This is a genomic window from Pseudomonas sp. Seg1 (genome assembly GCF_018326005.1).
Classification (GTDB): Bacteria; Pseudomonadota; Gammaproteobacteria; order Pseudomonadales; family Pseudomonadaceae; genus Aquipseudomonas.
Map to the genome: position 1 here is coordinate 4,950,225 of NZ_AP021903.1, position 25,857 is coordinate 4,976,081.

Annotated in this window: 25 protein-coding genes and 1 pseudogene; 15 read left to right on the forward strand and 11 right to left on the reverse strand. The window is 57.4% G+C overall.

The features are described 5' to 3' along the window. Positions 1-38: 38 nt before the first annotated feature. Complete coding sequence (locus tag KI231_RS22230; RefSeq protein WP_213026350.1) at positions 39-785, forward strand: HNH endonuclease; 747 nt, start codon at positions 39-41, stop codon at positions 783-785. Between the two features lie 15 nt (positions 786-800). Here the strand turns inward: KI231_RS22230 and KI231_RS22235 are convergent, their stop codons facing one another. Then, a complete protein-coding gene (locus tag KI231_RS22235; protein WP_213026351.1) occupies positions 801-2,525 on the reverse strand; it encodes a DUF262 domain-containing protein in 1,725 nt (574 codons plus the stop codon). 389 nt (positions 2,526-2,914) lie between these two features. Between KI231_RS22235 and KI231_RS22240 the strand changes: the two genes are divergently transcribed. Next, positions 2,915-3,904: a hypothetical protein gene (locus tag KI231_RS22240; RefSeq protein ID WP_213026352.1), complete on the forward strand. Its 990-nt coding sequence runs from the start codon at positions 2,915-2,917 to the stop codon at positions 3,902-3,904. Between the two features lie 3 nt (positions 3,905-3,907). Here the strand turns inward: KI231_RS22240 and KI231_RS22245 are convergent, their stop codons facing one another. The 3 genes from KI231_RS22245 to KI231_RS22255 form a co-directional block, all read right to left on the reverse strand. Further along, positions 3,908-5,104, reverse strand: a complete 1,197-nt coding sequence (locus tag KI231_RS22245; protein WP_213026353.1) for a hypothetical protein — start codon at positions 5,102-5,104, stop codon at positions 3,908-3,910. A 125-nt stretch (positions 5,105-5,229) separates the two neighbouring features. Next, positions 5,230-6,378: a hypothetical protein gene (locus KI231_RS22250; RefSeq protein ID WP_213026354.1), complete on the reverse strand. Its 1,149-nt coding sequence runs from the start codon at positions 6,376-6,378 to the stop codon at positions 5,230-5,232. Positions 6,379-6,468: 90 nt separating this feature from the next. Then, the gene (locus KI231_RS22255; RefSeq protein WP_213026355.1) at positions 6,469-7,284 is read right to left on the reverse strand and encodes a sulfite exporter TauE/SafE family protein; all 816 of its coding nucleotides are present in this window, start codon (positions 7,282-7,284) and stop codon (positions 6,469-6,471) included. A gap of 112 nt (positions 7,285-7,396) precedes the next feature. On the opposite strand from KI231_RS22255, the gene KI231_RS22260 reads away from it, so the two are divergent. Next, positions 7,397-8,164: an AraC family transcriptional regulator gene (locus KI231_RS22260; protein WP_213026356.1), complete on the forward strand. Its 768-nt coding sequence runs from the start codon at positions 7,397-7,399 to the stop codon at positions 8,162-8,164. Positions 8,165-8,257: 93 nt separating this feature from the next. Next, the gene (locus KI231_RS22265) at positions 8,258-8,575 is read left to right on the forward strand and encodes a helix-turn-helix domain-containing protein (protein WP_213026357.1); all 318 of its coding nucleotides are present in this window, start codon (positions 8,258-8,260) and stop codon (positions 8,573-8,575) included. A 141-nt stretch (positions 8,576-8,716) separates the two neighbouring features. Here the strand turns inward: KI231_RS22265 and KI231_RS22270 are convergent, their stop codons facing one another. Further along, complete coding sequence (locus KI231_RS22270; RefSeq protein ID WP_103304047.1) at positions 8,717-9,772, reverse strand: MBL fold metallo-hydrolase; 1,056 nt, start codon at positions 9,770-9,772, stop codon at positions 8,717-8,719. Positions 9,773-9,988: 216 nt separating this feature from the next. Between KI231_RS22270 and KI231_RS22275 the strand changes: the two genes are divergently transcribed. From KI231_RS22275 to KI231_RS22285, 3 genes are all read left to right on the forward strand, one after another. After that, the gene (locus KI231_RS22275; protein ID WP_213026358.1) at positions 9,989-10,597 is read left to right on the forward strand and encodes a TetR/AcrR family transcriptional regulator; all 609 of its coding nucleotides are present in this window, start codon (positions 9,989-9,991) and stop codon (positions 10,595-10,597) included. A 157-nt stretch (positions 10,598-10,754) separates the two neighbouring features. After that, positions 10,755-11,819, forward strand: coding sequence for a diguanylate cyclase (locus KI231_RS22280; RefSeq protein ID WP_213026359.1), 1,065 nt, complete (start codon positions 10,755-10,757; stop codon positions 11,817-11,819). A gap of 34 nt (positions 11,820-11,853) precedes the next feature. Further along, complete coding sequence (locus tag KI231_RS22285) at positions 11,854-12,381, forward strand: DUF1003 domain-containing protein (RefSeq protein WP_103304045.1); 528 nt, start codon at positions 11,854-11,856, stop codon at positions 12,379-12,381. On the opposite strand, the gene KI231_RS22290 is transcribed toward KI231_RS22285, so the two are convergent. Then, positions 12,382-13,260: a LysR family transcriptional regulator gene (locus KI231_RS22290; protein ID WP_502937188.1), complete on the reverse strand. Its 879-nt coding sequence runs from the start codon at positions 13,258-13,260 to the stop codon at positions 12,382-12,384. Between the two features lie 249 nt (positions 13,261-13,509). On the opposite strand from KI231_RS22290, the gene KI231_RS22295 reads away from it, so the two are divergent. Continuing rightward, positions 13,510-14,208, forward strand: coding sequence for a CTP synthase C-terminal region-related (seleno)protein (locus tag KI231_RS22295; protein ID WP_213026361.1), 699 nt, complete (start codon positions 13,510-13,512; stop codon positions 14,206-14,208). Next, complete coding sequence (locus tag KI231_RS22300) at positions 14,205-14,513, forward strand: antibiotic biosynthesis monooxygenase family protein (RefSeq protein WP_213026362.1); 309 nt, start codon at positions 14,205-14,207, stop codon at positions 14,511-14,513. Before KI231_RS22295 ends, KI231_RS22300 begins: the two co-directional genes overlap by 4 nt. A 134-nt stretch (positions 14,514-14,647) precedes the next feature. Here KI231_RS22300 and KI231_RS22305 read toward each other — a convergent pair whose 3' ends face one another. Further along, positions 14,648-14,974: a DUF2025 family protein gene (locus tag KI231_RS22305; RefSeq protein WP_103304041.1), complete on the reverse strand. Its 327-nt coding sequence runs from the start codon at positions 14,972-14,974 to the stop codon at positions 14,648-14,650. A gap of 223 nt (positions 14,975-15,197) precedes the next feature. Here KI231_RS22305 and KI231_RS22310 point away from each other — a divergent pair, with 223 nt between their 5' ends. After that, on the forward strand, positions 15,198-16,316 hold the full coding sequence (locus tag KI231_RS22310) for a glycerophosphodiester phosphodiesterase (protein WP_213026363.1): 1,119 nt from the start codon (positions 15,198-15,200) through the stop codon (positions 16,314-16,316). Continuing rightward, a complete protein-coding gene (locus KI231_RS22315; RefSeq protein WP_213026364.1) occupies positions 16,317-17,000 on the forward strand; it encodes a helix-turn-helix domain-containing protein in 684 nt (227 codons plus the stop codon). It begins immediately after the preceding gene. 1 nt (position 17,001) lies between these two features. Here the strand turns inward: KI231_RS22315 and KI231_RS22320 are convergent, their stop codons facing one another. Further along, positions 17,002-17,880 (reverse strand): sterol desaturase family protein, encoded by an 879-nt coding sequence (locus KI231_RS22320; RefSeq protein WP_213026365.1) that lies wholly within the window; start codon positions 17,878-17,880, stop codon positions 17,002-17,004. Positions 17,881-18,047: 167 nt separating this feature from the next. On the opposite strand from KI231_RS22320, the gene KI231_RS22325 reads away from it, so the two are divergent. Next, on the forward strand, positions 18,048-18,353 hold the full coding sequence (locus tag KI231_RS22325; protein WP_007917758.1) for a PepSY domain-containing protein: 306 nt from the start codon (positions 18,048-18,050) through the stop codon (positions 18,351-18,353). 245 nt (positions 18,354-18,598) lie between these two features. Here KI231_RS22325 and KI231_RS22330 read toward each other — a convergent pair whose 3' ends face one another. Together KI231_RS22330 and KI231_RS22335 are read right to left on the reverse strand one after the other, a co-directional pair. Beyond that, entirely contained in the window at positions 18,599-19,048 is a 450-nt protein-coding gene (locus KI231_RS22330) for a hypothetical protein (protein ID WP_213026366.1), read from the reverse strand. A 110-nt stretch (positions 19,049-19,158) separates the two neighbouring features. Next, a complete protein-coding gene (locus tag KI231_RS22335) occupies positions 19,159-20,781 on the reverse strand; it encodes a methyl-accepting chemotaxis protein (RefSeq protein ID WP_213026367.1) in 1,623 nt (540 codons plus the stop codon). Between the two features lie 277 nt (positions 20,782-21,058). On the opposite strand from KI231_RS22335, the pseudogene KI231_RS22340 reads away from it, so the two are divergent. Both KI231_RS22340 and KI231_RS22345 read left to right on the forward strand, forming a co-directional pair. Next, a pseudogene (locus tag KI231_RS22340) lies at positions 21,059-22,082 on the forward strand (transporter). A gap of 226 nt (positions 22,083-22,308) precedes the next feature. Further along, positions 22,309-23,922, forward strand: a complete 1,614-nt coding sequence (locus KI231_RS22345; protein ID WP_103304035.1) for an inorganic phosphate transporter — start codon at positions 22,309-22,311, stop codon at positions 23,920-23,922. Between the two features lie 119 nt (positions 23,923-24,041). Here KI231_RS22345 and KI231_RS22350 read toward each other — a convergent pair whose 3' ends face one another. Next, on the reverse strand, positions 24,042-24,938 hold the full coding sequence (locus KI231_RS22350) for a LysR family transcriptional regulator (RefSeq protein WP_213026368.1): 897 nt from the start codon (positions 24,936-24,938) through the stop codon (positions 24,042-24,044). A 119-nt stretch (positions 24,939-25,057) separates the two neighbouring features. On the opposite strand from KI231_RS22350, the gene KI231_RS22355 reads away from it, so the two are divergent. Continuing rightward, a complete protein-coding gene (locus tag KI231_RS22355) occupies positions 25,058-25,813 on the forward strand; it encodes an SDR family NAD(P)-dependent oxidoreductase (RefSeq protein WP_213026369.1) in 756 nt (251 codons plus the stop codon). Positions 25,814-25,857: the final 44 nt, after the last annotated feature.

A 25,857-nucleotide genomic window follows, 5' to 3' on the forward strand; every position in this document is an offset into this window, starting at 1 on the left:
TAAGTATCGTCCGAGGGTTTTCAACCCTCGGCGATTGTATGGACACGGATAAAAGTAACAGCGATTGGAGTGAGGTCGAGATTCAGGCGGCAGTCGATGCCTATCTCAAGATGCTTGCACGCGAGCAGAGCGGCCAGAAATTCGTCAAGACTGAGGAAAATCGAATCCTGCGTGAAGGCCCGTTAGCCGGTCGGACTAAAGGCTCTGTCGAGTTCCGGATGCAGAACATTTCTACCGTGTTGGCTGAGATGGATAGAAAGCGTATTCAAGGCTACAAACCTGCCAAGAATGTTGGCGCGAATGTGGCGCGCAGCATTCGCATGGCGCTAAATGCTTCTATTATTTTGACGCCTGAAGATTCTGCTCCGACTGCGGATGAAGAACTATTGGAGCGCCGGGCAGCAAAATTTGAGAGTCAGGCGTTTCTGTATGTACCAAAAGGCATCAAGAATCCGGTACAGGCTGAATGCAAAAAAAAGACATATCTTCGAGATCCTGAATTAAGGGCTTGGGTTCGCCAGCAGGCTAATGGTAGGTGCGAAGGTTGTGGCAACCCCGCACCGTTTGAAAAGAGTGGTGAGCCTTTTTTGGAGGTGCACCACGTTAAGCATCTCTCGGAGAATGGATCAGATCGCCCATCGAATGTTGTTGCGCTATGTCCTAACTTTCACCAACGCTGTCATCACTCGAGCGATAAGCTTGAATTCACTGCTGAGCGCTATAAAAAGATAACAAGATTAAAACAAGAGCAAGAAGGAAGAATGGCAGTCATCCTTCCCACCTAAAAACCTCATCCTGCACTAAATTTGCTTAGTCCAACGCTCACAGGCCCAAGCCGCGATATCTGCGCCGCGCTTTTTAATCATCTCGATATTCCACTCTTTTAAATTAGATATCGTTTTTGGTGTTCTATACAAAGTCTCATCACGATAAATTACCTGAGTATCCTCCCAACTCCTATTGCTCTTTTTAGAGTTTGAAGGGCTACTGAGCGGGACCAAGTTACCCCACGTATCACAAAAACGACTATGCTCGCCATCATCAACATTCCAGTTAGATGAATTCTGAGGCATAACATGATCGATAGTCATTGGCTGAGAATGAGAGATTGGATCCCCATCAAATCCATTCTCATACTCCACTATCACATACTTGCTTATTTTCCTAGAATAAAGAGGCTTATTACAGATCGCATCGAAAAACATTTCATCATCAGGAAATACAACCGTTTTATTTTCAGAAATTATATCCATAAATAGGGCCGGCTTATTACACCCACCTTTATCACATATCTTATTAAACATATCTTTGAATAATGCATGCAAGCCTGTGGGCTCATAACCGCAAATAGCACGACGCACTAAGAACGACTCGACTAACTCCAAGTAAGTCGCAAATATATCTTGCTTTAGCTTATCCTCCGCCACCAAGCTAAAAAGCCTAAAAACAAATGGCAGCACTGACGTAGGCATTTTTATGCGCTTCAGGCTAACAATTGAATCCAATGTACGGACAGACAACTCATACCTTTGCTGCGCCTCAGACAACTCCGCGTCCCCACCCACAAAACAAAGATAGATATCCTTATGGCGCTTAATATCCTTGATGATATCTAGTGCACTCCAATCTTTCCATCTAGCTTTAAGGGTAGTGAGCATTTTTGACTTGGTTGTGGATGGAGTATCTGACAACGAAAAAGGAAAGAAATAATTTTCAAAATGATCACCCATTGATTCTTCAAGGGGCAACCAGTAAGAGCGATAGACCATCTCAGTAGCTTCTGGATTCTCCAAAGTCTTCTGAAAAACCAAATTTCTGATCAAATCCTTACTGTCTAACTTTATCCCTTTTGCATTGAGACTATCAAAAACCTGGTGAGGATCCTGATCATCCCCCAAGTAAATAGTTACCACTTGCAGTCTTTCAAGCAGCACAACAAGGTACTTCTCAAAGAGTTCCTCGCTAAAACTGCCTGTTTCATCCAGGCAGGATTTTTCAATCAACCTTCCGATTTCTATATTCGCGTCCTTTATACGACCAGCTTTATCACCATGATCAAATAAAGATTTCGCAGAGTATTTATCAGGAATTTCGCGAAGAACATTATTTAATTGCCGCAAATCAAGCAGAGTAGGAAGGATCTTGGGCTCCCCACGCTGTTTTGTTTTCTGAATCAGAACATACTTCTCGAACAAATCTTTGGCTACATCGTTAAGACCATATTTTTCAGCAAGCAGACCAAACTGAATAATAAAAAAATAGATGGTAGACAAACGTTGCTGCCCATCAATGATTTCTATATCGTCGGCATTGAATGCCCTACCAGCACTTTTTATATCGAAAACAACCGCACCTAAAAATCTCGAGGATTCAACGCCTTCCACAATTTGCGTGATGTCATCCCAAAGTTCACTAATCTGAGACTTGCCCCAAACGTACTGCCGCTGAAAGAGAGGGGAACGGTAGCAAGCCTCCTTCTCAAAAATTTCCACCATCGAGCTAGCTCCAGCCTCAATCCCTTTCATAAGAAGTACTCCGCGCTAGTATTTTTCAATATGGTTAGTATCAACAGTTGTAATTTTCCCTGCGGCAGGATCAAAAAATTCTTACAACTGTTGATTTTTTCTCAATTTTCTTGCCTGCTGAATGGTCAAATGACGACTATTCCTACGGAGATTAAGTACTATCTTACAAGCGGTGTTGCAACCTCTGTAGGAATCTATTTTTTCCTACCAAGGCTATTTTTCATGCCATCAGTTATCGGTAGGCCTGACACACCCAAGAAACAGGAATCGAGCGACGGTGTCTGGATCTAGGCATATCCAAGGAGCTTTTCCGGATTGTGCTCTGTCTACAAATGATCGTTTTCCCCATCATTACTACCCCTCCCCCACTCAAGGATCCGAGCCCTACCATGAAATTCGATCTCGCCTACTGCCTCAGCCTCGACGACAAGTTGTCGATCTATGATGTTCGCGATCTCAATTTCGATGAGACGGTGGCCTTCGATTCCGCGAACGAACACTTCCAGTGCCCCAACGATGCCTGTCGTTCGGCGTTCGAGGCTTCCAATGAGTTGGGTACTTTCAACGCCAAGAACGTGAATTACGTGCGCACGCCGCACTTCAAAAATCTGCCAACTACGCAGCATGTGGCGGGTTGTCCGTATGTGAGTTTGAAGGCGTCGGCGCCTGGCGTTGAGACGGCGGATGGCGAGGTGGATGACGGGCGTGAGGAGCATTTCCCTTCAGAGTTGTTGCTCACCCGGCGTGAGTATGTGCGCAAGCCTGTCGCGCCAGCGGTGGCGGCGGATGTGTTGCGGGATGATCCGGTGCGGGTGGCGGCGGTGAGTGGTAAAGAGTCGGCGAGTCGTGAGTCGGCGCCGGACAAGACCAGTGTGTTTGCGCATCCGGTGGAGTGTTTTGTTTCCAACTTCGCGGACAAGGAGTTGCTCAAGCGCATGCCGTTGAAGGTCGGTGAGCATTCGGCGCCGTACAGTTCGTTCTTCAAGAAGATTGAGTATCTGACGGACAACAAGGGGCTGATTTACTGGGGGCGGATCAAGAAGATCGAGGACTTCCACAGCGGTGCCAGTTTTCGTATCGATTTCGAGGACAAGGTCTGGTTCAAGAAACCCGAGGACAGTAAGAAGAAGCCGTATCCGGTCAGCGTTTATCTGAACAAGAAGCTGATCGACAACTACCGCAAGCGCAAGGCGTTTCTGGAAGAGATCAAGCACGCGGCGGATAGCGACAAGGCGTTGTTCTGTTTCTTCTATGGGGTGACGCCGGAGTTGAAGCAGGTGCCTGGCAAGAAGAACCCCGAAAAGCCTTTCGAGGTCTTCAATGCCAATATCGAGAACCTGGATCACTTCATCATTCGTGAAGCGCCGGGTCTGGAGTGAGGGTTAGCCCTGGGGCAGTTGCAGTTTGACGGCGCCGGGGTGTTGTTTGACGAGTGAGTACGGCAGGATCGACCAGTCGGGTGAATCGCAGTCTCGGTCTATGCGGGCGAAGTACGCGCCGATGTACAAACCTTTTTCGGTGAAGTGCCAGTTGGAATAGCTCCAGTTGTCTTCATTGGTGAAGTCGCAACTTTCATCAACGCCTTCCGCCGGTTTCTTCATTTCATCCGGGTACAGCGCGGTGAGTTGTTTGATCAGCCACGGCTTGAAGACTTCGCTTTGGTACTTTGAGCGCGCTGCATCTTCGGCCTCGGTCAACGGCTGGTCACCGCCTCTGTAACGATCAGCGTGAAGGATTGGCTGCCCCTCGCCCACCCAGAGCACGTCTTCGAGCGACAACGGATGGCCGGTTTTCACATCGATGTTAAGTGGGGAATCGCCGAAGTCCGGATGCGCGCCGCCGCAGTCGTAACTGGTGGAAATGTTCAGGCTGATGACGCTGGGCGAGATAAATGTCGGGGTGACGTCCTGTAGGAATTCGGCGTAACCGCGACCTCGCAACTGGCAACCGTAGTAACTGATGGCCTCGTCCCACAAGCGTCCGAGCAACTGCTGGTTAACCCGTTGCAGATCTTCTTTTGGCATCCCGGATTCGATGCTGAACATGGACATCTTGGTATCAGGCTCTTCCCACCATTGCAGGGAGTAGCCCATGAAGTCCTGCTTTTTCCCGGGTTTGAGTTTCAGGCCCTGAAGCCGTAGATATTCGTAGGGCTCGCTCTTGGGCAACTTGGCGATGTAGGGCAATGCATTCGCCGGTACTTCGGGAAGTGGCGTATCGGTGACCAGTACGGGCAGTTTTTTGCCTTTAGCGTTTTGCCATTCGCCCTTCCAGCCGGCCTCAATCGGTTTCAGTTTGAGGGTCGGTAATGGCTTGTCCGGGTCCATACGATTGCTGCCCTCTGTGAGCAGCAAGACGTCATTTTTATAAGTGCCGTTAAGCTCTAGATCGCGGTGAAATTTCTCATAGAAGTAGCGACCGGTGACTTGCTCCGGGTCACTAATATCGACTTCGAAGACGATCGGCATTTTGCCCAACGTGCCGGTGAACACCATCCGATTATCTTCGGCGTGCGCGAAGGATAGCAGCGAGAACAGCACAGCGGCGCAGGTTGCCAGGCGCATCAGTCCCTTGAGCATTGATCGATCCTTGAAAGAGGCGGAGGCCGTGCCGGCATTGGAGGATTGGCACGGATAAATTCGCGGCGATTATGGCGGGGTTACGCTTGGTAATCGAGGGTCTGCGCTTGAAAGATAACGCCACCTCAAGGCAGTTGCAGTGCAACCCCGCCCGGATGTTGTTTGACGATTGTGTACGGCAGAACGCTCCAGTCCACGAATCCGCAGACCGCCGCGACGTGGGCAAATGATGGCTCGATCTTGATGCCCTGTTCCGTGAAGTGCCAACCCGGATAATGCCAGGGATAATCCTCGTCGTAGCCGCAATCGTTTTCACCCTCGGAGGTGACGGTCATTTCGGTTGGGTAGAGTTTCAGCAACTGTGCGACCAACCAAGGTGCCAGTTCAGTGGCGCGGTAGTTCGACCACGCTGTCGAAGAGCCGGGTGAGCCCGCAGCGAAATCTTCATATTCCTCGTAGTGCAACGGCTTGCCCTGCCCCACCCACAAAACATCATCAAGGGTCAGAAGCTTGCCTGTCTTGGTATCGATGTTGAGCGCGTCGTGGCTTTGATCCGGATAGGCGCCACCGCAGTAATAGTCCGATGAAATCCGCACGCTCATCACGGTGGACGACATCCACAGTGGCTGGCTCCACTGCGCGTAACTTCCGGAACAACCATAAGAAGACAACACTTCGCCCCACAAACGCGCCATCAATTTTTGGTTGATACGTCGACGCTCTTCGAGGGAGTAACCGGACACCACTTCAAACAGGGAAGTGTCCGTCTTCGGCTCGGTCCACCACTGCAGCGTGTAGCCCATGAAAGTGTCGGTCTTGCCTTTTTTGAGTGTGACGCCTTGCAGCCGCAGATATTCGTAAGGGTACTTATCGTGAAGTGTGATGAAAAAGGGTAAGGCATCGGCGGGTACTTCGGGGATGACGGCTGGCTCTAAGTCGATCTTCAGGGTCTTACCGGCAGTACTTGTCCACTCGCCACTCCAACCATTAGTTGTCGGCTGCAGACGAAGGGTCGGGCGCGAGTCTTCCATTCGCGAACCTTCTTCCAGCACCAGTGTTTCCCCGTCCAGGGCACCGTCGAGTGGCAGATCCTTGCGGTATTTCTTATAGAAGTAACGACCGTCTCCAGTGCGAGGATTTATTTCGAGGACAATGGCCGCTTTACCCAAAGTGCCGGTGTAGACCTGCGCACCGTTGTCGGCCCAAGTTGCCGTCGAGACAAACAACCCCGTCAGTAAAAGAACAGCGAAAAGGCGCAACAGTCCTCGGAACATCACTTCATCCTTGAATAAACGAGCAACTGCCCGCGAAAAATAGCCGTGGATTATGTCGAGGTTGTGCGGGGGAATCGAGCGTCTTCGTTATTAGCTCAAACACATGCTGATCATCACCATCATGAGCAGACCGATATACACCCGCGCATGCACCCGATCCGGTATCCGTCCGATCCACGGCGTCGCCAGTCGAATCCCCAACAACGAGCCGAGCGTCAGCACCGCAAACGCCAGCAAGTCCACATACCCGACGAACCATGTTCCGAGGTCTGTCTCGCTGAAACCGGCCATTGCCATGTACGTCAACGTTCCGGCCACTGCCACCGGTACGCTGAGCGGATTGGCCATGGACGTTGCCTGGGACATGCTCAGCCCGCAACGACGCAACAGCGGCACGGTCATGACGCTTCCTCCTACACCAAGAAACGTCGCGATGGCGCCGATGCCTACACCTCCGCCGGACGTTTCTGTATTGCCAAGTCGGCGTGGGATGACGCCTTCGGTGCGGGTGAGGAATCCGCGTCTGAGCAAGCAGTCGATGATGGTCACGCCGAGGTAGGCGATGAAGGCATAGCGGATGACTTCACCGCTGACCCACACCGCTGCTATCGCACCGATAACCGCGCCCAGTCCGATGAAGCCGCCGAGCGGCCACAGGTAATGACCGATCAGGTTACCGGCGCGGCGGTGTTTGTCGGTGGCGATGAGCGCATTGACGATCATCACGCAGGTCGAGGTGGCGACAGCGATGTGCATTGCCGATTGGCCAACCGGGTCGTCGGCGCCGTGGCTGGCGGTGAGCATTCGATACAGCAGCGGTACGACGACGAAGCCGCCGCCGAAGCCAAAGAGCACAGCGGTGATGCCGGTCAGGCAGCCGAAGAGTGTCAGCAGAAGATAGAACATGGCGCGTCGTCCGTGGGTGGGGAGCGGTCGACGATAGAGCGTCAGTACTTGGCCTGCTTCAGCAAGTCAGCCAATAATGTTTGCGTTTACGCCAACCGCCGAGTGCCCCTAGATGCGCAATGTCTCGATCAATCTGCTGGATGACACACCACGCCCGGTGGTGGCGATCGGTACGGATTATTCCCACGGTCACTTGCTGCCTTTTCATACGCATCGGCGGGCGCAGTTGCTGTACGGCGCGACCGGGGTGATGCAGGTCAGCACCCATGATGGCAACTGGATCGTGCCGCCACAGCGGGCGGTGTGGATTCCGCCGGGGGTGGCGCATGAGGTGTTGATGCTGGGGGTGAGCACTCGCAGTGTGTATATCGAACCGGGTGCCGTGGATCTGGGGGAGCGCTGCCAAGTGATCAATGTCTCGCCGTTGATGCGGCACTTGCTGATGGAGGCGGTGGAGGTGCCGCTGACGTATGACCCGAGCGGTCGCGATGGTGTATTGATCGATTTGTTACTGCATGAACTGCAACGCAGCGCACCTTTACCGTTGCATATTCCGCTGCCATCTGACGGAAAACTCCTCACGCTGTGTCAGAACTTTCTTCATCAGCCGAACGCCCATCAGTCGCCACAGCACTGGGCCGAGCAGTTACACATAAGCTTGCGCACATTCAACAGACTGTTTCGCCAGCAGACCGGGTTGAGCTTCAGCCAATGGCGGCAACAGGCCTGTGTGGTGCAGGCGCTGGCGCGATTGGCCGCGGGTGAAGCGGTGACGCGTATTGCGCTGGACTTCGGTTATGAAAGCCCGGCGGCGTTCTCGACGATGTTCCGGCGCATTCTCGGCCAGCCACCGTCCGTCTGGTTGGAGGCGGCAAATTAGCGCAAATCAAAAAATGCGTTTGATCCCGGTCGAAAACAACTGTACAAAAACACAGTACATTTTCAATCAGCACTCTTGAGCCCGGAGCACACCATGGCCTCTCTTGCGATGAACCACATCCTCGAACGCATTGCCCTTTTCCAGTTCACCCCGACTCACTGCGTGCAGGCCCGAGCGATGCTGGGCTGGAGCGTGGATCAGCTATCGCGGGAAGCTGAGGTTTCGGTGGACGACATTCTGCGGTTTGAAGCGCAGCAAGAGGTGGCGGATGCGGCGCGTTTGGCGCTGGCGTATCGGTTTGAATCGCGCGGATTGGTGTTCTTTCCCGGATTTGCGCCGGGACGCAGTGCGAGTTTGAACGCGATGGCTTCGGAAACGGCCGGGCGTGGGGATTATGCGATGGCTGAGTGAGCACTTGCTGAGTAAGCAGTTGTGGTGAGGGGATTTATCCCCGATGGGCCGCGACGCGGCCCCAAACAAGGCCTGCTGCGCAGTCCATCGGGGATAAATCCCCTCACCACAAGATCAACATCAGCTCTTAACTGATTGATATCAAGCGTTCTGCACCACCGCCCCACTCTCCCCTTCAACCCCCAACCACCACGCATCCCCGCGTTGTGGTTGAGCGATGTTGAACGCTTCACCCATTTGCGGCGTGGTGATCGAAACGCTGCGCTCCCAGGCCAGCGCCAGGATCCGGTCAAACGGTTCATGCCAGGCATGCATCGCCAGATCGAACGTGCCGTTGTGAATCGGAAACAGCCAGCGGCCCTTGAGGTCGAGGTGGGCTTGCAGGGTTTGTTCGGGTTGCATGTGCACGTGCGGCCATTCGACGTTGTAGGCGCCGGTTTCCATCAGGGTCAGGTCGAATGGGCCGTACTGTTCGCCGATGCGCTTGAAGCCGTCGAAGTAGCCGCTGTCGCCGCTGAAGAAGATCCGGGTGTCGCCGTCGATCATCACCCATGAGGCCCACAGAGTGCTGTTGCCGTCGAACAGACCACGACCGGAGAAGTGCTGCGACGGCGTGGCGATGAAGCGAATGCCGGCGACTTCGGTGCCCTGCCACCAGTCGAACTGGCGGACCTTGTTGGCATCGATACCCCACTTGATCAAGGTGTCGCCGACGCCCAGCGGCGTCAGGAACAGGTTGGTTTTCACCGCCAGCCTGAGCACGGCTTCGTAATCGAGGTGGTCGTAGTGGTTGTGGGACAGGATCACCGCTTCGATCGGCGGCAACTGATCGATGCTGATCGGTGGTTGGTGAAAGCGTTTCGGGCCGGCCCATTGCACCGGCGAGGCGCGCTCGGCGAAGACCGGGTCGGTGATCCAGAATTTGTCCTGCATCTTCAGCAGCAAGGTAGAGTGACCGAGGCGATAGACGCTGTGGTTTGGCGCCGCGAGCAGGTCTTCACGGGTCAGCGGTTGTACCGGAATCGGCGCGGCTGGCCGGGTGTTGCGCGGTTTGTGGAAGATCATGTTCCACATGATGCGCAGCATCTTGCGCAAACCTTCGCGTTGCACTGGCGCATGATTGCGGAACAGCCCTTGATCCTGTCGAGAGGCTTCAGGCGTGGAAATTTTATCCGGGAGGGAAACTGGATTGGCCATGACTGAATGACTCCAGAAAAACCGCGCAATTCGCGGTATTTCACGGTGGGACGATAAATGGCCAAGGCACGCACGCATCAGCCGAACTTTCTGTTTTTTAAGTTGCGAGGATTAACGCAACATTACACTGGTCGGTGTAGTTTCTAGGTTGCATCAAAGCTGCCGACAAGTAAACTGCCAAGTGTAATTTCATTATTGACCTGCCGAAGCGTACTTATGACAGCTCCACAGCGACTCACCGACCGTAAACGCGAAGCGATCATTCAGGCGGCGATTGCCGAATTTCGTGCCAACGGTTTCGAGATCACCAGCATGGACAAGATCGCGGCTACCGCCGGGGTGTCGAAGCGCACGGTGTACAACCATTTCCCCAGCAAGGAAGAGCTGTTCGCCGAAATTCTCAATCAATTGTGGACGCGGATCAGCGCGGAACAGTCGGTCACCTATGACCCTGAACAGCCACTGCGCGATCAGTTGCGGCAGATGCTGCTGGCCAAGGTGCAGATGATGGCGGATGAAAACTTTCTGACCCTGGCGCGGGTGGCGATTGCGGCGACGATTCATTCTCCGAAGCGTGCGCAAAACATGGTCGAGCGTATGGGCGAACGCGAGGAAGCACTGACCGTGTGGATTCGCGCCGCGCAGGCCGATGGCCGGTTGAAACCGGTTGATCCGCAATTTGCCGCGCATCAGGTGCAGGGGTTGCTCAAAACCTTTGGGTTCTGGCCGCAGATGTCGCTGGGTCAGCCACCGCTGGATGCCGAGATGCAGAATGCGGTGGCCGAATCGGCGCTGGAGATGTTTCTGGCGCGCTATCAGCTCTAAAACGGTCCTGTCTTGCGCGTCTCATCGATTAAATGGCTCGGAAGGACACTGATTATTCCCGCTGGAATAAATGACAATGTCCGACAATCGACCGACGGACGGTCGACCTGAAAAAGATACTGCAAAGTATTTCAGGATGAATTGCGCGCAGGACATCATGGAAAACCAACGCGGCAAAGGCTTGTCATTCGCCAGACGCATCTATCTGCCACGGGCCATCGGTCTCGGTGTTGGTTTTTTCAGCGTCGGCGCGGCACTGTATCCGCTGAACATGCCGACCTGGCTGTGGCTACTGTTGGTGTTCAACGGTTTTATCTGGCCGCATCTGGCCTTTCAAGTATCGACCCGCTCGGCATTCCCCTATCAGGCCGAACGCCGCAACCTGTTGTATGACTCGCTGTGCGGCGGTTTCTGGGCCGCGTGTTGTCAGTTCAATCCGCTGACCGCCGTGACCATCCTGTCAATGATGACCATGAACAACGTCGCTGCCGGTGGTCGACGTCTGTTTGTCTTGGGTGCCATTACTCAAGTCGCGGGCATACTGCTCGGTGGATTGATCTTCGGCTTCAAGTTCAACCCGATGATGACGCAAACCCAGGTCTGGGCCTGCTTGCCGATGCTCACGCTGTATCCGCTGGCCGTGGGCATGGTCTGTTACCAATTGGCAATCAAACTGGCCCAGCACAAACGCACGTTGAGCGCCCTGAGCCGCACCGACAGCCTGACCGGATTGCTCAATCACGGTGCCTGGAAAGACCTGCTGCACCTGAAGTTTCAGCAATGCCGTCAGCACAATACGCAAGCGATTCTGGCGCTGATTGATATCGACCATTTCAAGCTGATCAATGACAGCTACGGCCATATCGTCGGTGATGCGGTGCTGCAGCAATTGAGCCGCGAACTTAAACGTCTGCTCGATGCCGGTGAACTGGCCGGGCGCTACGGCGGTGATGAGTTCTGCGTGATTCTGCCGGATCTGCCGCTGAACAAAGCAGAGTCTTTGATGGAGCAACTGCGTCAGGCACTGGATCAATACCGCCATCCGGATGTGCCGGAAATGCGCGTCAGCCTGAGTATCGGTCTGGCTCGTTTTCAGCCGAACTACAGTGATGCGATTGCCTGGCTGGATGACGCCGACAAGGCGCTGTACACCGCCAAACATACCGGCCGCAACACTATCAGCGTGGCGTTGAGTCACTCGGCGACGCGCGCAGGGCTATAGTGACGCGACGTCCCAATGCCCTGCCGAGAGCGCCATGAATTCCGAGAAAACCGAAACACCCGCCCCTGTCGATCACCTGCGCTTCCATCGCCCGCACGCCCATTTGGCCACCACCTTCGGCAACGACAACTTCGCCCTGCGTGCCGAGGCGTTCGCGCGGTTCTTCGGCACGCCGATGTTTCTCGGTGCGCAAACCCTGATCGTGGTGTTGTGGGTCAGCCTCAACGTATTTGGCGTGACCACATTCGACGTTTATCCCTTCATTCTGTTGAATCTGGCGTTCAGCCTGCAATCGGCCTACGCCGCGCCGCTGATCCTGCTGGCACAAACCCGTCAGGCTGCACGCGACAAGGCGCAATCGGACGCCGACGCGCAACACCGTGAAGCACTGGCGCAAGCCAACACCGAACGCCAGGCGGAGGCTGCGAAAAACTCCGCGCAATTGCTCGAGTTGCTGGAGCAGAACACGCGCCTCACCGAGATGACCAAAAGCCTGACCGAACGCATTGAAGGCCTGACGCGCGAGCTGCACGCGCATGTGTGTCAGAACCCGCAACGCTGATCAGGGCAGACGCAGCGCCCGCCCGAGTTCATCGAACAGCGTGACCACCGAACGCAATGCCCGGCAATCCGGGCGTGTCAGCAGCCACAGCGCGGTGTCGTAACCATGCAAGGGTTCGCTCAAGGCCCGCAAACCGTCGGTGATCAGAAAATCCGGCAACGCCGCAACTCCGAGGCCGGCCCGCACCAGTTCCGTGACTGAAAGCATGCTGTTGCAACGATAACCCGGCGTCACACCGGGCAACTGCTGGCGACGCCAGGCGATGGTCGGGTGATCGGGCAGAAAGTCGTCCGGGGCGATCCAGGTCAGCGCGGCCAGATCTGACGCGTCGACGTGCTGTAAATAGCGTTCGCTGGCGCAGACCCGGTAGGAAATCTTCGCCAATTGCCGTCCGACCAGATGCTCCGGCGGTGTGCGTGTCAGGCGCAGGGCGATGTCAGCGTCACGACGGCTAAGGTTGGCGAAATCGTTGGAGGTACTCAACTCGATGGTCAGCGCCGGGTAGTTGGGCATGAACTGCGCCAGCGCCGGCAGCAGCAAACCCTGCAACACCGAGTCGGTGCAGGTCAGGCGCACCGTGCCGCTGACCACTTCACCGCCCTGCTCCACACCGATCCGCGCAGCTTCGAGGGCTTGTTCGGCGCGTTCGGCCTGCTCGGCGAGCGTCTGCGCCAGCGTCGTCGGCAAGTAACCGGCACGGCTTTTTTCGAACAGTTGTTGACCGAGGGCGGCTTCGAGACGGCGCACGGCGCGAAACACGGTCGAGACGTCTACTTTTAAAAGTTGCGAAGCGCGGGCCAGCGAGCCACCGCGCACCAGCGCGAGGATCAGCGCCAGATCCGGGTAGTCGAGCCGATAGTGCGTCGCTGCATTAATCACTTGGGGAAACGCCCATATTGAGTGCGTGAGCGCCAATCTATAGTGGTCACCAACAACCGACAATCATGTTCTCTCTGAGCCAAACCCAAAATCTGTGGCGAGGGGATTTATCCCCGATGGGCTGCGAAGCGGCCCCATAATTTCAAGAGCAACGACAGCTTCGCAGCCGATCGGAGGCGGTGCGACGTTTCGCTAAATCCCCTCACCACAGATAAGTTTCAACTCACCGAGTTTAGAAAAGGAAATCCCATGGCCATTTCCATCGCCCTGATCGGCGATTACGACCCGCAAGTCACCGCCCACCAGGCCATTCCCATGGCACTCGGGCAGGTGGCCGAACACCTCGACCGTCCACTGACTTTCCGCTGGCTGGCCACTGACCAAATCGACGCCAACACCGCGCTGCAAGACTTCGACGGTTTCTGGTGCGTCCCCGCCAGCCCCTATAAAAGCGAAGACGGCGCGCTGCGGGCGATCCGTTTTGCCCGCGAACAACAGCGTCCTTTCCTCGGCACCTGCGGTGGTTTTCAGCATGCCGTTCTGGAATTTTCCCGCAATGTACTGGGCTGGGCCGATGCCGAACATGGCGAAACCTCGCCCGATTCCGCAAGAGCCGTGCTCACGCCACTGACCTGTTCGCTGGTGGAAGCCGTGGACAGCATTCATCTGGTGCGCGGTTCGTTGATCGCCAAGGCGTACGAAACGTCCGAGATTCGTGAAGGCTATCGCTGCCGCTTCGGTGTGAATCCGCAGTTCGAGCGTGATCTGTTAAACAATCAGCTACAAGCCGTGGGGCACGATTCGGCGGGCGACTTGCGGGCGATCGAACTCGCAAACCACCCGTTCTTTGTCGCCACGCTGTTCCAACCGGAACGCGCAGCGCTCAAGGGCCAGATGCCGCCACTGGTGCGAGCGTTTATCGAAGCCTGCACGGAGCAAAGTCGATGAAACCAGAATGTTTTGCGGTGATCTTCACCTCGACCCGCACCGAGGGCGACAACGGTTACGCCGAGGCGTCCGAGCGCATGATGGAACTGGTCAGCGAACAGCCGGGATTTCTCGGCATCGACTCGATTCGCGGGGCGGACGGGGTCGGGATCACGATTTCGTACTGGGACAGTGAGTCGGCGATTCTGGCGTGGCGCAACCATCCCGAGCATCGGGTGATTCAGGAACGTGGGCGGGAGGTCTGGTATTCGGCGTTTCAGACGCGGGTGTGTCGGGTTGAGCGGGAGTATCGCTTCGGCCAGTGAGCATGCTGTGCAGTCACTGCCCTCATCGCTGGCAAGCCAGCTCCCACAAGGTATTGCGTGGCTCTGAAGGTCACGCTGTACCTGTGGGAGCTGGCTTGCCAGCGAAGGGGCCAGAAGCTTCACCGCAAAAACCTTCAGCCCCGCACCAGACTGCGCACCGCGACAATCTCCGGCACTTCAACCTTGCTCATGTAAACCCGCAACGGCTCGGTGATGTTGATACGGTCATCGATATTCTGATCCAGCAGCAACTGAATAAGCTCACGTTTAAGGGTCATGGTCGTTTCCGATACCCGCGCCCAGACAAATTCACTGGTCGCAATGATGCCGTCATCCGCCACGTCCATGCCGAACGAATCTTCGCTGAAGCGCACGATGTATTGACCGGTCTTGCGGTTGAGGCCGACAAAGCCCTTGAGGTCGTCGGCTGCCTGGCAGATGAGTTGGGAGGTGATGCGCATGGTAAACCTCACGAAATGTTGATCGATGGTTTACACGCAGGGCGAAACAGTAGGCGCGCCCTCTGCCGGGACGTCTGCCGTGGGCAAGCGTACTGCAAACGGCGCCACAAAAGTGCAGGAAAAATCGCTTTTAATACGTTTATGTCGGTCTGGCGATAGCACGCAATCGATTCAGTTGTTAAAAGGTACGTCTTTGAAAATGCCCTGCGAAAGGAACTCGAACATGCCCGCCACTTTCACCAAAAGCGCCCTCATGCTGAGCCTGCTGCTCGGTATCGGTCAGGCGCACGCCGCCGATGTCGATGCGCTGGCCGCCGCCCACGGCATTCCGCACCCGGCGGTCATCGCCCACCGTGGCGCGTCGTTCGATGCTCCGGAATCCACCGCCGCTTCCTACAAACTGGCGCGCGACCTGGGTGCCGATTATCTGGAAATGGACCTGCAACGCAGCAAGGATGGCGTGTTGTTCGCCCTGCACGACAACAACCTGCAGCGCACCACCGACGTCGCGACCAAGTTCCCCGAGCGCAAGGACAGCCCGGCCACAGCCTTCACCATGGCCGAACTGAAAACCCTCGACGCCGGTAGCTGGTACAACAAGTCCTACCCGGATCGCGCACGCCCGTCCTACGCCGGGCTGAAAATTCTGACCCTCGATGAAATCATCGACATCGCCCAGGCCAATCCGCAGCATAAGCCGGGCCTGTACATCGAGACCAAAGAGCCGCAACTGTTCCCAGGCATCGAGAAAGACCTGAAAGAGAAACTTCAGGACCGCGGCTGGCTGAGCCCGGCCGGTTCGAAACTGGCGAAAAGCGCACTGGGTGTCGGTCAGGGCAAAGGCAAGGTGATCCTGCAAACCTTCGAGAAAAACAGCCTCGAACTGCTGCAAAAGGAAATGCCGCAAGTGCCGAAGATCCTTCTTCTGTGGGTCGGCGAAGGCAGCATCGAGCCGAAATCCAAGGTGACCTTTGCCGACTCCGGCGAGAAGGACAAGAACGTTTTCTACGGTAAACAGGAACCGAAGTCCGAAGCCGAATTCAAGCAGTGGGTGGATTACGCCAAGGCTCAAGGTGCAATCGGTACCGGTCCTTCGGCGAAGCTGACCAAGGGCGGCGATCAGAGCTATTCGGATCTGGTGCAACCGTGGATGAATAAGTACACCCACGATCAGGGCCTGCTGGTGCACGTTTACACCGTCGACGAGCCAGTGGACTTCGAGAAAGTCATGGCCGCAGGCGTCGATGGCATTTTCACCAACCGCGCCAGCGAACTGTTGAAGTTCTATAAACGCCCGGCCGCTGCCAGTGTCGATCAGGTGTTGAAGAACAACGGTTTCTGAGTGACCACACACACCGAGTGGACGGGCCGCCTCTGGCTGGGGCACGACTATGGCCTGATCCACGGAGTGTCGGGGCGCACGGCGCCCCATTCCCACTATGCCCACCAGATTATTCTTGCCCCCGAGCGCCCCGTAACGGTGTTGCTCGATGGCGAAACCCTCAGCGTCTCGCAGCTGTTGATTGCCTCAAACGTGCGCCATGCGATTGTTGAAGCGCCGGACCCGCTGTTTACCGTTTATGCCGAACCGTTGCTGTTTGCTGCGCCCACGTTGCGTGAGGCGTTGTTTAACGCCGAACTGACGTTGCCTGCGCTTGATCTGGCGATACGCCAATGCCCGCGTCGTTCGCTGAGTGACCCGCGCATCGAACGTGCGCTAGCGGCGCTGGACGCTTCACTGACCGATAAAGTCGCCGCCCGCGCCGTGGCCGATACGGCGAATTTATCCCTGAGCCAGTTGCAGCGACTGTTGGTCAGTCAGGTCGGTTTGCCGGTGCGCAGGCTGGTGTTGTGGCGGCGTCTGCGCAGGGCGATGGCCTCGATTCTGGCGGGCGAGTCAGTGACATCCGCTGCACACAACGCAGGTTTCGCCGATTCGGCGCACTTCTCGCGCAGCCTGAAAAAACTCTTCGGCGTCACCGCGCGCCAGGCCTTGCAACACATCGACCTGACACTGCTCGACTGAGTCAGCGGCGCAGCGCATCGGGCACTTGCGGTTCGCGACTCGACGTCACCGTTTCAAACGGATCGAGCAATTGCGCCACATAGTCGCGAGGGAAATCCGGGCGGCTGCCAATCCCCAGATCGCCTTGGCCGATGCGGTAATCCTCGGTGTAGAAACCGGTGCCCAGCAGCCAGTCCCACACGGTGAAGAACAGCCCGAAATTAACGTCGCCGGCTCGCCCGTACTTCATGTGATGGAAACGATGCAGTGGTGCCCAGGCGAAGATCCAGCGCAGAAAGCCGAGGCGCATATCGACATTCGAATGTTGCAACAACAGTTGGATCGCAATGGCGAATGCCAAGAGCGTTGCGACCTGCAACGGAATGCCCAGCACCAGCAACGGCAACAGCCCCGCCGAGGCTTCGAGCAGTTGATGCAACGGATGCTTCATCAAACCGTTGAAGCCGTATAAACGTTCAACACTGTGATGCACGGCATGTAATCGCCACAGCCACGACACGCGATGACTGGCGTAATGCATCAGGCTGATACCGGCATCGGCAATGACAATCGCCAGCCCCAGTTGCAACCACAACGGCCAGCCTCTTGGCCACACACCGTCAATCGCCAGCACGACGACCAGTCCCGGTAGTGCAAGCAACCCCAAGGCACTCAACGCTTCGTTGACCAGCGCATGGAGGATGTCGCGCCGACGATCACCGGCCGCACGATTCCAGTACACCTCGTAAGGCAGCGCCCACTCGGCGATGAACGACACCGCCAGCGCGGCAATAAACAGCGGCAACAACCACAGTGTCGAGACCTCTGCCAGCCACACACCCAGTCCGATAAAGCCGCCCCAGAACAACGGCGCGTACAACCCGGCCATCAAACGCTTCATGTGCACCTCCATTGATCGAAGGCACAGCATGAAATCTCCCGGCGCGGGGTAATTGAACAAACGACGCAATCGAACGGGCGGTTTTAAGGGTGAGTTAAGTTGCGCTGGTTAATCTGAACTCACTGAAACAGCACACCCGCTCAGACAAACACTAAAGGATTGAACCGATGAAAACTTTGACTGCCCTGTTTACCGCCGCTGCCCTGACCCTCACCGCTGGCCTGGCCCAGGCTGACGTCCGCGTCGATCAGATCCCTGAGTTGGTCAAGTCCGGCAAGATCAAGTCGCTGGAGTCGATGAACGCCGAAGCACTGAAACTGCATCCGGGTGCGACCATCACCGACACCGATCTGGATAACCACTTCAACGGGTATGAGTACGAAGTTGAATTGAAAACCGCTGATGGCAAAGAGTTCGACGTCGACTTCGACGCCACCACCGGCAAGGTGCTGAGCAACAAGCAAGACACCTGATTCAACGCCCATCCAAAGCCGCACGATCCATCGATCGTGCGGCTTTTTCATGCCCGCACAAATCCCTTGTAGGAGTGAGCCTGCTCGCGATGGCGGTGGATCAGTCGACATCACCGTTGCTGACCCACCGTCATCGCGAGCAGGCTCACTCCTACAGGTTTTTCTGCCTGCCGTAGGATTTATGGCCGATCCAGATTCTGTAGGAGCTGTCGAGTGAAACGAGCGTGCCGCAGCTCCTGCAGGGTTTACGCCGAAGTGCTGACCAGCGAACCCGAGGTGCTTGAATCGGTATCCTGCAACGCCTGCAACAATGAGGCTGTTGCGGTGGACAGGGAGGCGGAAGTGGCAGTGATTTGCGCCTGAGCCGCCGCCACTTCAGTCGCCTTGGCATCCGCGCTTTCCTGCTTCGCCTGCGCCGCTTGCAACGCTTGCAACGCTTGCTGCTGTTCCTGCAATTGCTTCTGCAGTTCGGCAATCTGCTTGCGCAGTTCTTTCACCGTGTCCGATTCATCGCTGCTGCTGGAACTGCTATCGCCAGAAGGCGCTGCGCCGCCCGCCGCTTTCGGTGCATCGCTGGCGGCGCCAGTGCTGGCGACTGCGCTGGTGGAGTTTTCTTCACTGGTGTCGCTGACTGCGGCTTTGCTGGCCGAGGTAGCGACGGGTTGAGTGATCGAAACGGAGGTGATGCTGACCATGGGAAGGCTCCAATGCCGGTTATGAATAACCGGTCATCGTCGGTGGTCAGCTCAACTTGAGATCGACTGTGTACCGACTCGGTATCCGAACCGGTACACATTCAATCGCGTCAGGCGCTCAAGCGCGCGGTGACTTCGTTCAGTTGCCCGGACAGACCATGCAGGTTCTGGCTGGCGCTTTCGGTGCGCTGGACATTGTCGAGGTTGGTGCTGGCGATCGAGGTGATTTCGGTCAGGTTGCGAGAAATATCTTCGGCCACCGACGTCTGTTCTTCTGCCGCCGTCGCGATCTGGCGGTTCATGTCGCGAATCGCCTCCACGGCATGGGTGATGCGCTCAAGCATCGCGCCCGCCTGAGTCACTTGCTCGACACTTTCGTCGCTGCGGGTCTGGCCGCTGTCGATGGCTTGGGCCGCGTCCACCGCGCCGGTCTGCACGCTCTGGATGATCTGATTGATCTCGATGATCGACTCTGCCGTACGCTGCGCCAGATTGCGCACTTCGTCAGCGACCACGGCAAAACCACGCCCGGCCTCACCCGCCCGCGCCGCTTCAATCGCCGCGTTGAGCGCCAGCAGATTGGTCTGCTCGGCAATGCCGCGAATCACTTCCAGCACCTTGCCGATGCGCCCGCTGTCCGCTTCCAGACGACGGATCACCGTGGCGGTGTTGGCGATTTCGCCGCGCATCTGGGTGATGCTGTGGATGGTGCTCTGCATGACCTTTTCACCCTGCTGGGCGGACTGGTCGGCATCGTCGGCGGCCCGCGCTGCATCGGCGGCGTGACGCGCCACTTCCTGAGCGGTGGCAGACATTTCGTTCATCGCCGTGGCCACTTGATCGGTGCGGTTGAACTGCTCGTTGGTGCCGCCGGCCATGGTCGTGGCGATCGCATTCAACTCGCCGCTGGCGCTGTCCAGATCACTGGCGCTGCGCTGCAAACGGGCGAAGGTGTCGGCGAGGAAATCGCGCAGGGTGTTGGCGGCTGCGGCGAGGTTGCCGAGTTCATCCTGACGGTCGCTGACCACGCGTTCGGCGAGTTTGCCGCGGCTCAGTTGAGTGACGTAGTCAATCAGTTTGCGGATCGGCTCAACCAGATTACGGTTGACCAGCCACAGGCTCAGCAGGCCAATCAGCAGGCCCGAAGCAAGCATTACCAACAGCCCGAGCCATACGGTGCGATCGGCCTCGGCACTGATCTGCACCGACTGTTCGGTGCCCTGTTTGCGCAGTTCGCTGACCAGTTCGCTCATCTGATCGCTGGCCGCACGGTCGACGCCTTTGACGGCGGTGTCGCCCGCCGTTGGATCGCCACCGGCAGCGACGTAGGCATCGCGGCCCTTCTGGTAGGCGCTGCCTAGCTGGCGATGCTCTTCGCGCAAACGCTCGATGCGGTTTTTCAGGCTCGGCTCGATGCCCTTCTGGCTGGCCAGTTCACCAAGGATGTTCTGCACATCGCGCTGACGATCCTCGAACTGGCCCCAATACTTGGCCAGGTCTGCCGGTTGCTTGCCGCGCAGCAGCACGTTTTTCCATTCCTGTACCTGCACCTTGAATTGCAGGTTGGCCTCGTCGATAAGTTGCGAGGTGTGCAACGGGCCAGCGATCAACTGACTGTAGCTCTGCACGCCGTTGGACAGGAAATGGAAACAGGCCAGCGCGATCAACAGCATCGCCAGCAGGCTGCCGCTCAGCAGGGCGAGAATTTGCGCTCTCAGGGATTTTTGCAGCATCGCAAGATACTCAGGACAGGGATGAGGCACGCCCGGTGAGGCGTGGGATTTTGCCGGACATCCATGTCGGCGAGCCTTGGCTGATGGCCAAGCGCGCGCAACGTAACCTAAGCGTGATCGGCGTGCCAGAGCGCTTCTTGAAGAAAATCCGACCGCCGGTAAGACATTGATCTGACGTCATTTTTCAGTCACACAAGTGTCATGTGCGCTTGCGATGATCCGGCTCAGTGAACCTGCCATTCCCGCGATCGACGCGCCCTCTTCGCAGCGAGCCTTCATGAACCACAGCCTCGATACCAGCCATCGCGATCCTGACCTGTTTGGCTTGCTCTACGGTTTCCGTTTCCTGCCCGGTGAGCGTGGCCGCGAAGTCGATTCGGCGACGGCTCTGCGTTGTTTGCAGGACGACAGCGACAGCGGTGAATTCCTCTGGCTGCACCTGAACCTGGCGCACGCTGCCTGTGAGCGCTGGATGAAAAGTCATCTGCAACTGCCCGAAGAATTTTTCGAGGCGCTGCACGAAGGCTCGCGTTCGACGCGCATCGAGCATGTCGATTCGGCGTTGCTGGCGGTGGTCAACGACGTGGTGTTCAACCTCAGCAGTATGGTTTCCTCGGACGTCTCGACGCTGTGGGTCTGCGTGCGCAGCAAGTTGATTGTCAGCGCGCGCCTGCAACCGTTGCACTCGGTGGACAAACTGCGCTCGTCGGTGAAGGCCGGCGAGCGCTTTCGTTCGCCGTCGGAACTGCTCGTGCACTTGCTGCGCGATCAGGGCGAAGTGCTGACGCAGATCGTGCGCAAGACCAGCCTGAGCGTCGATCAGGTCGAGGATGAATTGCTCTCCTCGCGGCTGTCGACCAACCGCGCCGAACTCGGCGCCAACCGCCGGGTGCTGGTGCGCTTGCAGCGGCTGCTGGCGCTGGAGCCGGGTTCCTTACTGCGCCTGCTCAATCGTCCGCCGCCGTGGTTGCAGAAGGAGGACGTCAAGGAGCTGCGCAAATCCACCGAGGAGTTCGCACTGATCATCAACGACCTCACCGCGCTCGGCGAGCGGATCAAACTGCTCCAGGAAGAGATCGCCGCCAACCTCAACGAACAGAGCAACCGCACGCTGTTCACCCTGACCGTGGTGACGGTGCTGGCGCTGCCGATCAACATCATTGCCGGTTTTTTTCGGGATGAATGTCGGCGGCGTGCCGTTGTCGCAGGATCCGGAGGGGTTCTGGATATTGGTGGCGCTGGTGGCGACGTTTACGGTGATTGCCGGGCGTTGGGCGTTTCGTAAACGCGGCGATTACTGACGTCTCCACACGCTCGTTCCCACGCTCTGCGTGGGAATGCATCAAGTGACGCTCTGCGTCACAGGGACGCGGAGCGTCCCGGGCGGCGTTCCCACGCAGAGCGTGGGAACGAGCAGTAGACCGACGGCAGGGCTATTCATCCAAACACTGACCTGACGCAGTCTCTCTGTAATATTTAGCAACGATCATGGGCGACATTCCTTCCCTCGCTCAGGATTGTCCGCTCATGGCTACTCCCTCCCTGACCACCCGCCAGGCGTCCGCCCCCAGCGGCAGGCCGGCTCTGGACAAGAAAACCGGCCCGTTTACCTACGTGATCTTTTTCGCCGTGCTGGCGATGGGGATGCTGTTCACCGCCTACAGCCTGATGCACGACATGCACGAACTCGGCACGGTGGTCACCACCTGGACGCCATTCCTGCTGCTCGGCGTGGCGCTGTTGATTGCGCTGGGCTTCGAGTTCGTCAACGGTTTCCACGACACCGCCAACGCCGTCGCCACGGTGATTTACACCCACTCGTTGCCGCCGAATGTGGCCGTGGTCTGGTCGGGGTTCTTCAACTTTCTCGGGGTGCTGCTCTCAAGCGGCGCGGTGGCGTTCGGCATTATCGCTTTGCTGCCGGTGGAGTTGATTCTGCAGGTGGGTTCGTCGGCCGGTTTCGCAATGATTTTCGCCCTGCTGATCGCCGCGATTCTGTGGAACCTCGGCACCTGGTGGCTGGGCTTGCCGGCCTCGTCTTCGCACACCTTGATCGGCTCGATCATCGGCGTCGGCGTGGCCAATGCCTTGATGCACGGACGCGACGGCACCAGCGGTGTCGACTGGGCGCAGGCAACCAAGATCGGTTACGCGTTGCTGCTGTCGCCACTGGTGGGTTTCGGTTGCGCGGCGCTGTTGCTGCTGGCGCTGCGCGCCTTCGTGAAGAACCGTTCGCTGTACAAGGCACCGGAAGGCAACACCCCACCGCCGTGGTGGATTCGCGGTTTGCTGATCCTCACCTGCACCGGCGTGTCTTTCGCCCACGGCTCCAATGACGGCCAAAAAGGCATGGGCCTGATCATGCTGATTCTGGTCGGCACCTTGCCGATGGCCTACGCATTGAACCGCACCATGCCAGAAGAGCAATCGTTGCAGTTCGCCGCCGTCGCGCAAGTCACCCAGCAAGCGCTGGTGAACAGTGCGCCGCTGCCGACACCGGCCGATCCCCGCGCAGTGCTCTCCGATTACGTGCGCAGCAAGGAAGCCACGCCGCAGCTGATCCCCGCCCTCGCCGCCCTCACCGGGCACATCGGCGAAGAAGTCAAAGGCTACGGCTCGCTGGCGAAAGTTCCGGCTGAGGCCATGGGCAACGTGCGCAACGACATGTACCTGGCCAGCGAAAGCATTCGCCTGATGGACAAGAACAAGGTCGGCAACTTCGACGCTGACACCAGCAGCAAGCTGCAACTGTTCAAGCAGCAGATCGACAACGCCACGCGGTTTATTCCGCTGTGGGTGAAGATCGCCGTGGCCATCGCGCTGGGGCTGGGCACCATGGTTGGCTGGAAGCGGATTGTGGTGACGGTGGGTGAAAAAATCGGCAAGACCCACCTGACTTACGCCCAGGGCGCATCGGCGGAAACCGTGGCGATGCTGACCATTGGCGCCGCCGATATGTTCGGCTTGCCGGTGTCGACCACCCATGTGTTGTCCTCGGGCGTGGCCGGGACCATGGTCGCCAATGGCGGCGGCTTGCAGATGAAGACCATCCGCAATTTGCTGATGGCCTGGGTGCTGACGCTTCCCGCCGCCATCCTGCTGTCCGGCAGCCTGTATTGGCTGTTCACTCAGATTTTCTGAACAAGGAAAATCCCTGTGGGAGCGGGCTTGCCCGCAATTGCGGTGTATCAGCTAAATCAATGCTGAATGTGCCGGCGCCATCGCGGGCAAGCCCGCTCCCACAGTGTTCCGGGTGTTGGTCAGAGAGCGGAGCGAATCACATCGCCCAGCCAATCCATGAACACCCGCACCCGCAGCGGCAAATGCCGTTGCCGCGCATACAACAATGAAACCCCCATCGCCGGCGCATTGAACTGCGGCAGCACCGCCACCAACTCACCGGTTTGCAGATATGAGTGCAGGCCGGTATTGGGCACCTGCACAATCCCGAAGCCGCCCAGACACGCCGACTCATAAGCATCGGTGCTGTTGACCGTCACACTGCCGGCCATCGGTACGCGGCGGGTCTGCCCCGCCTCCTCATAGACAAACCCTTCCGAACGCGAGCCCAACACACCGACGTAATGCACCAGCAGATGCTGCGCCAGATCCTCAAGCGTCTGCGGCACGCCATAACGTTCAAGGTAAGCAGGGCTGGCGCAGTTGATCATGTTGACGTCGCACAGATGCCGCGCCACCACTGACTGGTCCGGCTGCGCGCCGACGCGCAGCACGCAATCGAAACCTTCGCTGAGCAGGTCGACGCGGCGGTCGGTGCTGCTGATTTCCATCTCCAGATTGGGATGGCGATCGATGAATTGCGGCAGCCGTGGCATCACCACGCGCCGGGCGAGAATGTTCGGCATGTCGACACGAATGCGACCGGTCAGTGAGGCCTCGTCCTGACGAAACAAGCCTTCGATTTCGTCCATGTGCGAGAGCAAATCCTTGCTGCGCTCGTACAACACCAGCCCGTCCTGCGTCGCTTGCACCTTGCGCGTGGTGCGTTGCAACAGCCGCGTGCCGAGCAAGGCTTCCAGCGCCTGCACGTGTTCGGACACCGTAGAGCGCGGCAGGCCGAGGTTTTCTCCGGCGAGGGTGAAACTCGATAACTCGCTGACCCGAACGAAGGTGCGCAGCAGTTCCAGTTTGTTCATGGGCCACCTGTTGATTGTTCGGATTAACCGACCAGTGATTCCGCTTTCAGCCTGTTTATCACCTCGGAGCGGATAAATAAACTTTGATCCATCTACTCCACTGCACCCGAGGAAGTCCCATGAACCGCAAAATCGCATTGATCACCGGCGCCAGTCGTGGCCTGGGCAAGAACGCCGCACTGCACCTCGCCGCCCAGGGCATCGACATCATCGGCACCTACAACAGCCGCGCCGATGAAGCCCAGGCGCTGGAGAGCGAAATCGCAGCACTCGGCGGCAAAGCCGTGATGCTGCAACTGGATGTCGGCCGCAGCGAAGGCTTCGCCGATTTCGCCGCGCGAGTCGAACAGGCGCTGCAGCAGTTTGATCGTCAGCGCTTCGATTTCCTGATCAACAATGCCGGGATTGGCGTACATGCACTGTTTGCCGAGACCACGCCAGAGCAGTTCGACCTGCTGATGAACATTCAGTTGAAAGGACCGTTTTTCCTGACCCAGCAACTGCTGCCGCTGATCAACGACGGCGGGCGGATCATCAACATCTCCAGCGGCCTGACCCGCTTCAGCCTGCCGGGTTACGGCGCCTACGCAGCGATGAAGGGTGCGATGGAAGTGCTGACCCGATACCAGGCCAAGGAGCTGGGCGCGCGGCAGATCGGCGTGAACATTCTGGCGCCGGGGGCGATCGAGACGGACTTTGGTGGCGGCGCGGTGCGCGACAATTCGGCATTGAACGCGATGGTTGCCAGCAACACGGCGCTGGGCCGGGCCGGTCAGCCGGATGACATTGGCGGGGCGTTGGCGCTGCTGTTGTCGGACGGTGGGCAGTGGATCAACGGCCAGCGGATTGAAGCATCGGGCGGGATGTTCCTCTAACTTATCCAGCGCGGTGATACCTCTGTGGCGAGGGGATTTATCCC